Origin of the sequence: Microcystis sp. M049S2 (genome assembly GCF_020245625.1) — a bacterium.
Classification (GTDB): Bacteria; Cyanobacteriota; Cyanobacteriia; order Cyanobacteriales; family Microcystaceae; genus Microcystis; species Microcystis ichthyoblabe_A.
Window position 1 is genome coordinate 49,080 of the sequence record NZ_JADBUN010000013.1, and the last position, 7,263, is coordinate 56,342.

At 42.4% G+C, this 7,263-nt stretch carries 6 protein-coding genes; all 6 read left to right on the forward strand.

The annotated features are described in order from the left end of the window. The first annotated feature begins 223 nt into the window (after nucleotides 1-223). A complete protein-coding gene (locus IM496_RS01370) occupies nucleotides 224-1,540 on the forward strand; it encodes an AAA family ATPase (RefSeq protein ID WP_287661010.1) in 1,317 nt (438 codons plus the stop codon). Further along, entirely contained in the window at nucleotides 1,540-2,007 is a 468-nt protein-coding gene (locus IM496_RS01375; RefSeq protein WP_353737614.1) for a hypothetical protein, read from the forward strand. Before IM496_RS01370 ends, IM496_RS01375 begins: the two co-directional genes overlap by 1 nt. 382 nt (nucleotides 2,008-2,389) lie before the next feature. Continuing rightward, nucleotides 2,390-2,956, forward strand: a complete 567-nt coding sequence (locus IM496_RS01380; protein WP_104395423.1) for a photosystem I assembly protein Ycf4 — start codon at nucleotides 2,390-2,392, stop codon at nucleotides 2,954-2,956. 28 nt (nucleotides 2,957-2,984) lie between these two features. Next, nucleotides 2,985-3,722: a peptidylprolyl isomerase gene (locus tag IM496_RS01385; protein ID WP_041804228.1), complete on the forward strand. Its 738-nt coding sequence runs from the start codon at nucleotides 2,985-2,987 to the stop codon at nucleotides 3,720-3,722. A 243-nt stretch (nucleotides 3,723-3,965) separates the two neighbouring features. Next, a complete protein-coding gene (locus tag IM496_RS01390) occupies nucleotides 3,966-5,102 on the forward strand; it encodes a beta-ketoacyl-ACP synthase (protein WP_194015103.1) in 1,137 nt (378 codons plus the stop codon). An 88-nt stretch (nucleotides 5,103-5,190) separates the two neighbouring features. After that, a complete protein-coding gene (gene dnaG, locus IM496_RS01395; RefSeq protein WP_287661012.1) occupies nucleotides 5,191-7,119 on the forward strand; it encodes a DNA primase in 1,929 nt (642 codons plus the stop codon). Nucleotides 7,120-7,263: the final 144 nt, after the last annotated feature.

The window sequence follows — 7,263 nt, forward strand, 5'->3', positions numbered from 1 at the left end:
CTGCAGTAAGGGTAAGGGTTCCGCCCTAATGCCAATAAAATAGCGACCTTATTTCCCCAAGCTTAGATTATACTGTTCGGATATGCCCTGCCCTACAGTTTGAGTTTTCAAGGTTATGGGTGCTAGTTTTCGGTACTTGTTAGAGTCTATAAGCTGCGCTGGTATTGGAACTTTTAGTACAAATGCTCAAACTGCACCAGTCAAGATTTAATGGGTGAAAAGTATGTTAACATCGCTGACTCTTCGGAATTTCAAAAGCTATCAGGAGGCAACCTTGTCTCTAGCACCCATCACCTTTTTAATTGGTGCTAATGCGTCAGGTAAAAGTAATGCACTAGAAGCAATTCGCTTACTTTCGTGGTTAGCGAAAGGCAGCAGGTTAGATGACATTGAACGCAACATTCAAAGCGGGAATGCAATTGCTCGTGGACAAGCGATCGATCTTTTCGGTGCAGAAAAACAATGTTTTACCTTGGGAGTACACATTGATAACGCTCCTGACGGTTGGACTGATTTCGAGATTGAAATTGGGCTATTATCAGACCAACTTATTATAATCGGAGAAAGTGTCAGTAAAGCTAGTAAAGATCAGGAATTAACACTTTACAAAATTGATGGCGATCCTAACCCGCACACCGATGAAATTAGGGTGATGTATAACAATTTTAAGACAGGTAAAAATAAGCCTCATATACCTTGTTCTAACCGACAAGCCATTTTTTATCAATTGGAAACTCCCAGTCGGTTCCAGCAAAGTCATACTAAATCACAAAAAATTATTCCAGCAGTTACTAAAGTAATTCGAGAAACCTTGAGGAATATCGTCTTTCTTGATCCTCGTCCAGCAGTAATGCGGGATTATGCTTACGCTAAAGATGATGATATTAAAGAAGATGGCTCTAACCTTTCTAGTGTTCTTTACGCAGTTTGTCAGCAGGGAGAGACTCAAAAAAACAAGTTGCTTGACTTCATTCGTTCATTACCAGAACAGGATATTACCGATATTCGCTTTATCATTACAGACCGCAAGGATGTTATGGTGAAACTAATAGAGTCTTTTGGGAACAAAGAACATCAGATAGATGCTCCTTTGTTGTCTGATGGTACTCTGAGAGTTTTAGCGATTGCTGCAACTCTACTAAGTGTAAATCCTGGAACTTTCGTAATTATTGAAGAGATCGATAACGGTGTTCATCCCAGTCGTGCAGATAATTTAGTTAAGCAAATTCGGGAGATCGCCTTAGAAAGAAAACTGAGGGTACTGATCACCTCCCATAACCCGGCGTTACTAGATGCAGTACCCGATAGTGATATTGGAAATGTACTTTGTTGTTACCGAGATCCGCAAGCAGGAGATAGTCGTATTGTCCGATTAGCTGATTTAGAGCGTTTCCCCGAATTAATTGTGCAGGGAACTCTTGGTCAGTTGATGACTAAACAAGTATTAGATAAGTTCTTAAAGGATAAGTCCACAGCAGAACAACGTCAACAAAACGCGCTAAGTTGGTTAGAGCAATTAAAACAGGGAGAAGTAGCCTGATGGGAGCTATTTGTCTGATCGATACTTCGATCTTTTTAGAGATACTTAATGTCCCCCACAAAGCGAGTCAATCTGAGTTAATACTTCAAAAATTAGAAGAGAAAATTAAAGCTAGGGAATCTCTTTTTTTGCCAATGGCGACCATTCTGGAAACTGGCAATCATATTGCCAAGGCCAAAAAGGTAGATGGCAATCAGCGACGTATTTGTGCAGAAAAATTTGTAAATCAGGTAACACAAGCTCTTGAAGGAAAATCTCCCTTCACCCCTATTAATTTTCTAAAGAAAGAAGACCTGCAAGGATGGTTAAAAGAGTTTCCTGATGAAGCGATGCGAGGTAGGGGACTGGGAGACCTTTCTATCATTCATGATTGGCAGAAAATTTGTGATCAAAATCCAAGCCGCCGCGTCTATATATGGTCTTTGGACAAACACCTTAAAGGTTACAATCAGACACCGAAGTTATGAGTAATTGACTACGGATTTACTTCTAATAGTCGATTTGTATTTTAAAAGGTAGAGATTTAATTATTGGACTTCCCCCTTGACAGTAGAGATTTAATTATTGGACTTCCCCCTTGACAAAAGACCATAACCCGTGCTGTATCTGAATGTGCCTTTACTGGGTACAAATTAAGGAAACCCCGAATAAATCTAACGCATGATTGTTGCCGAGGAGAATTACGATTAGGGAATTTTCCCCTAAACTTCCCCCACTCACCTATAAGTAAATATTATGATAAACATGGGTACACCCAGAAAAATCAACGGCTGCATCCCTGGGTCGGGGTTGGGGAAGTGGCGAGAAAAAAGCTGGTAAAATAACTCTAGGCAACCTTAAAAAGAATTCATGAAAGCGCAAACAACAAGTAAAGATAGCCTGATCCTACGGCAAGAAGTAGTGGGAGCGCGTCGCCCTAGTAACTATTTTTGGGCTGTAATCGTCTCTATTGGCGGTCTAGGGTTTCTCCTCGCCGGTCTTTCCAGTTATTTTAAGGTCAATCTACTTCTCGTTAGCGATACCAGTGCCTTACAATTCATTCCCCAAGGGGTCGCCCTCCTCTTTTATGGCACTGCGGGGACGCTTTTAGCCATCTATCTCTGGTTATCTCTCCTCTGGAATGTCGGAGGTGGTTACAACGAGTTTAATAAGGAAACCGGCAAAGTTAAAATCTTTCGTTGGGGCTACCCCGGCAAAAATCGTCGCATTGATCTCGATTGGCCCCTGGAAGATGCGCAAGCTGTGCGGGCCGAAGTGCGAGAAGGACTCAACCCGAAACGGGAACTATTCCTACGGATTAAACAGCGTCGCGATATTCCTTTAACTCGCGTCGGTGATCCCATGTCCCTCTCGGAATTGGAAAATCAAGGAGCGGAACTCGCTCGTTTTCTGGAAATTCCTCTAGAGGGATTGTAGGCCTTTTTTCGCTCTTTTTGGCTATAAAATGATGAAGATAAGAAAATCTGGCTGGCTGTCTGTGGTTTGTGTTTTTTTAATCACAACGACCACACTTTTCGGCTGTTCTTCCCCAGAAGCTAACTCCACCCCCGATAATTCTAGTATCACCCAAACCTCTCAACCTGCCAGTTCGGGCAGTGTCAACATGGATAATTACAAACCCCGCTTAGATGGAACTGCCGTCGTCGAGATGATCATCAAAGGTAAACCGGTAACGATCGAAATTGATGGCAATGCGGCCCCAGTTACTGCCGGTAATTTTGTGGATCTGGTGGAGAGAGGTTTTTATAATGGTTTAACTTTCCATCGCGTGGTTACAGAACCGCAGCCTTTTGTCGCCCAAGGTGGTGATCCCCAAGGTCGCGGAACTGGTGGTTTTGTCGATCCAGAAACCAAGCAATCCCGTTATGTTCCCCTGGAAATTCTCCTCAAAGACGAAAAAGAGCCGATTTATGGGAAAGCAATCGGTCAACAGGCCACGGCCCGCACTCCCATCGTCGCTTTACCCCATAAACGCGGTGCGATCGCGATGGCCCGTTCTCAACAACCTAATTCCGCTTCTTCTCAGTTTTATTTTGCTCTGTCGGATATCAATTTCCTCGATGGTGATTATGCCGTTTTTGGTTATGTCACTAAGGGAATGGAAGTGATCGATACGATTAAACAAGGGGATAAAATTGACTCGGCCAAAGTTATTTCCGGTGCAGAAAATCTGAAAAAATAGCGATCGGTTAGGGTGGGTTCGCACGACGTTAACGGAGGCAGGGGGCAGGAGTCCGTTTTTGTAACGGGGATTTATGCCCCGCTCCAAAAACTTTTCGCCTTAAGGCGAGGTTTTAGACCCGATTTTTTCGATAATTTAATCTTCGCCGTCCCCCCCCCCAATCATTTAATATTCCGATAACTGATAACTGATAACTGATAACTGATAACTGATACCTGATAACTGATAACTGATAACTGATAAATGAATGTTGTGGTGACGGGAATTGGGTTGATCAGTTCTCTGGGAAATTTAAGTCAGAGTTGGCAAAGATTACTAAAGGGCAAAACTGGTATAACTAGGCAACAACCCTTTTCTGATTTACCCGCTTTACCCTTGGGTTTAATCGGTCACAAACCGGCATTTTTAGAGGATTTAACCAAAATTGCCCTGATTGCTGCCCTTGAAGACGCGAAGTTAACCCCTCCCTTAAAGGATTGTGCTGTCACTATCGGTTCTAGTCGCGGTTGTCAGGGTTTATGGGAACGGATGGCAGCGACGGGAATAGTAGAAAACTGGTTAGATAGTTTACCCGATCGCGCCTCGGTATTGACCGCTAGATTGATAGAAACCAGCGCCCCAGTCTTAGCACCGATGGCGGCCTGTGCCACGGGCATCTGGTCGATCGCTCAGGGTGTAGAATTAATTACTATGGGAGAATGCGATCGAGTTTTAGCCGGGGCGATCGAAACTCCGATCACTCCCTTAACTTTGGTGGGATTTGAACAGATGGGAGCTTTGGCGAAAACGGGCTGTTATCCTTTTGATAGAGCTAGGGAAGGCTTAGTTTTGGGGGAAGGTGGCGCGATTTTAGTCCTTGAATCGGAAGAACTGGCTTTAAGCAGAAATGCCGCCATCTACGGGCAAATTTTGGGCTATGGTTTTACCTGCGATGCCGATCATGTTAGCGCCCCGGCGGTGGATAATCGTAGCGCTACCAAAGCCATAGAACTATGTTTGCACAGAAGTCAATTAAGAAAAGATGAAATTAATTACATTCACGCCCACGGCACTAGCACGCGTTTAAACGATGAACGGGAGGCAAACCTGATCGCCAGCATTTTTGGTTCGCAAGTGGCTGTAAGCTCGACAAAAGGCGCAACAGGACACACTTTAGGGGCTTCGGGGGCATTAGGTGTGGCTTTTTGTTTAATGGCTCTGAAAAATCAGCTAATTCCCCCCTGTGTGGGTGTGCGCGAGTCGCCTTTTCAATTAAATTTAATTAGATCGGCTGTTAATTTTTCCCTGCACAATTGTCTCTGTCTTAGTTTCGGTTTCGGAGGACAAAATGCAGCCATCGCAGTGGGGAGATGGGGGAGAAGGAGAGGGGAGTGGGAATGATGAATGATGAATGATGAATTGGGGAGACGGGGAGAATAAATAAAAGCAAATCTCCTGATAACTGATAACTGATAACTGATAACTGATTATGGATACACCGAGACTACATCCAGATACGATCGAAGAAGTTAAACAAAGAATTGATATTGTGGATTTAATTTCGGAGAGAGTCGTCCTCAAAAAAAGGGGAAGGGAATACGTCGGTTTATGTCCCTTTCACGAGGAAAAATCCCCTAGTTTTACGGTTAGTCCTGCCAAACAAATGTATTACTGTTTTGGCTGTGGTGCGGGGGGAAACGGGATTAAATTCTTTATGGAGGTGGGGAAACAATCTTTTAGTGAAGTGGTTTTCGATCTTGCTAGAAGGTATCAAATCCCGATTAAAACTCTAGCAGTAGAACAGCGTCAGGAATTAGAACAGCAATTATCCCTCAAAGAACAATTATACGAGATAATGGCCGTGGCGGTGAGTTTTTATCAACACGCCCTTAGTCAACCCCAAGGGGAAAAAGCGTTAGATTATCTCAAGGTACAACGACAACTAACCCCAGAAACTATCGCAACTTTTCAACTGGGATATTCTCCAGAAGGTTGGGAAACGCTCTATCGTTATTTAGTGGAACAAAAGCGCTATCCTGTGGCTTTAGTAGAACAAGCAGGATTAATTAAAGCGCGTCAAAATGGTAGTGGTTATTACGATCAATTTCGAGATCGTTTAATGATTCCTATTTTTGATAGTCAAGGACGGGCGATCGCTTTTGGTAGTCGTAGTTTAGGTAATGAACAACCAAAGTATCTAAATTCTCCCGATACCCCTCTATTTGAAAAAGGAAAAACTCTCTTTGCTCTCGATCGAGCTAAACAGGCAATTATTCAGCAAGATTTAGCGATAGTTGTCGAGGGTTATTTTGACGCAATCGCTCTCCATGCTGCGGGTATCACTAATGTGGTTGCCTGTTTAGGAACAGCTTTAAGTCAAGAGCAAATTAAGCTACTTTTGCGCTACAGTGAAAGTAAACAAATAATCTTTAACTTCGATGCCGATCAAGCGGGAATTAAAGCGACACAAAGAGCGATCGAGGAAATTAACTCTCTAGTTTATTCAGGACAAGTTAACCTAAAAATCCTCAATCTTCCCGAGGGTAAAGATGCCGATGAATTTCTTAAATCTCGTGCTGACGGGGACCACGGATTCGACAAGCTCACCGCCCATAGTTATCGAGAATTAATCGAAAAATCTCCTTTTTGGATTGATTGGCAAATCTCGCAAATGTTGGTTAATAAAGATTTAAAACAGGGACTACATTTTCAACAAGTGTCTAGTAGTATGGTGAGTTTACTACAAAAGTTAATTGATGGCAACCAACGCACTTTTTATCTAGATTATTGTGCTGAAATTTTGGCTCAAAAAGATGCCACTCGTTTGCCTTATATTTTAAAAAATCTCTCTAAACAGGTTAATAAACCTCGGTTCGACGAAGCTCACCGTCCACAAGGAAAATCTCTGGCAATCAAGAGGAAAAGCATCCTAGATAAATCCGAAAAAAACGGCTCAGAAAAAGCCGAATGGTTACTATTACTAATCTATCTCCATTCTCCCGAATATCGGAGGCTCATTTGTGAACTTTTGGATGAAAAAGATTTAATTTTTAATCTCCCTGATTATCGTTGGTTATGGCAAGTAATTCTAGAGTTAGAAACCCAAATTACTAAACCAAGAGATTTGATGTCAGCTTTACAGAATCATTTATTGATGATAACTACAGACAAAAATCGTGATTTTAATTCTTTATTTCACTTAAATGAACATACCAGTCAGGAAATATTTCAGCCAGAAGAACAGATAAAAAATGCTATTATAGCTCTGGAAAAAATTAGTTTAATGGAATATCGTCGCTACTGTCAAGAACAATTAATTAATGCTATCGACAGCAATCAACGGGAATTTTATCAGCAGGAATTCTATCAAACTGTTAATAAATTAATCGCAATTGATCCTCTCTACCAACAAGCTTAATTCGGGTCTGCTGAAAAAGTTTTTCGGTGGGGGCAGGGTGTGGGGTGTGGGGTGTGGGGTGTGGGGTTTTACCGGTTTTGAGGTGGCCAATTACCTAATTTTTAGGGAAAAAGTCCCGGAATTTTCCCCCTGATCACTCCCATA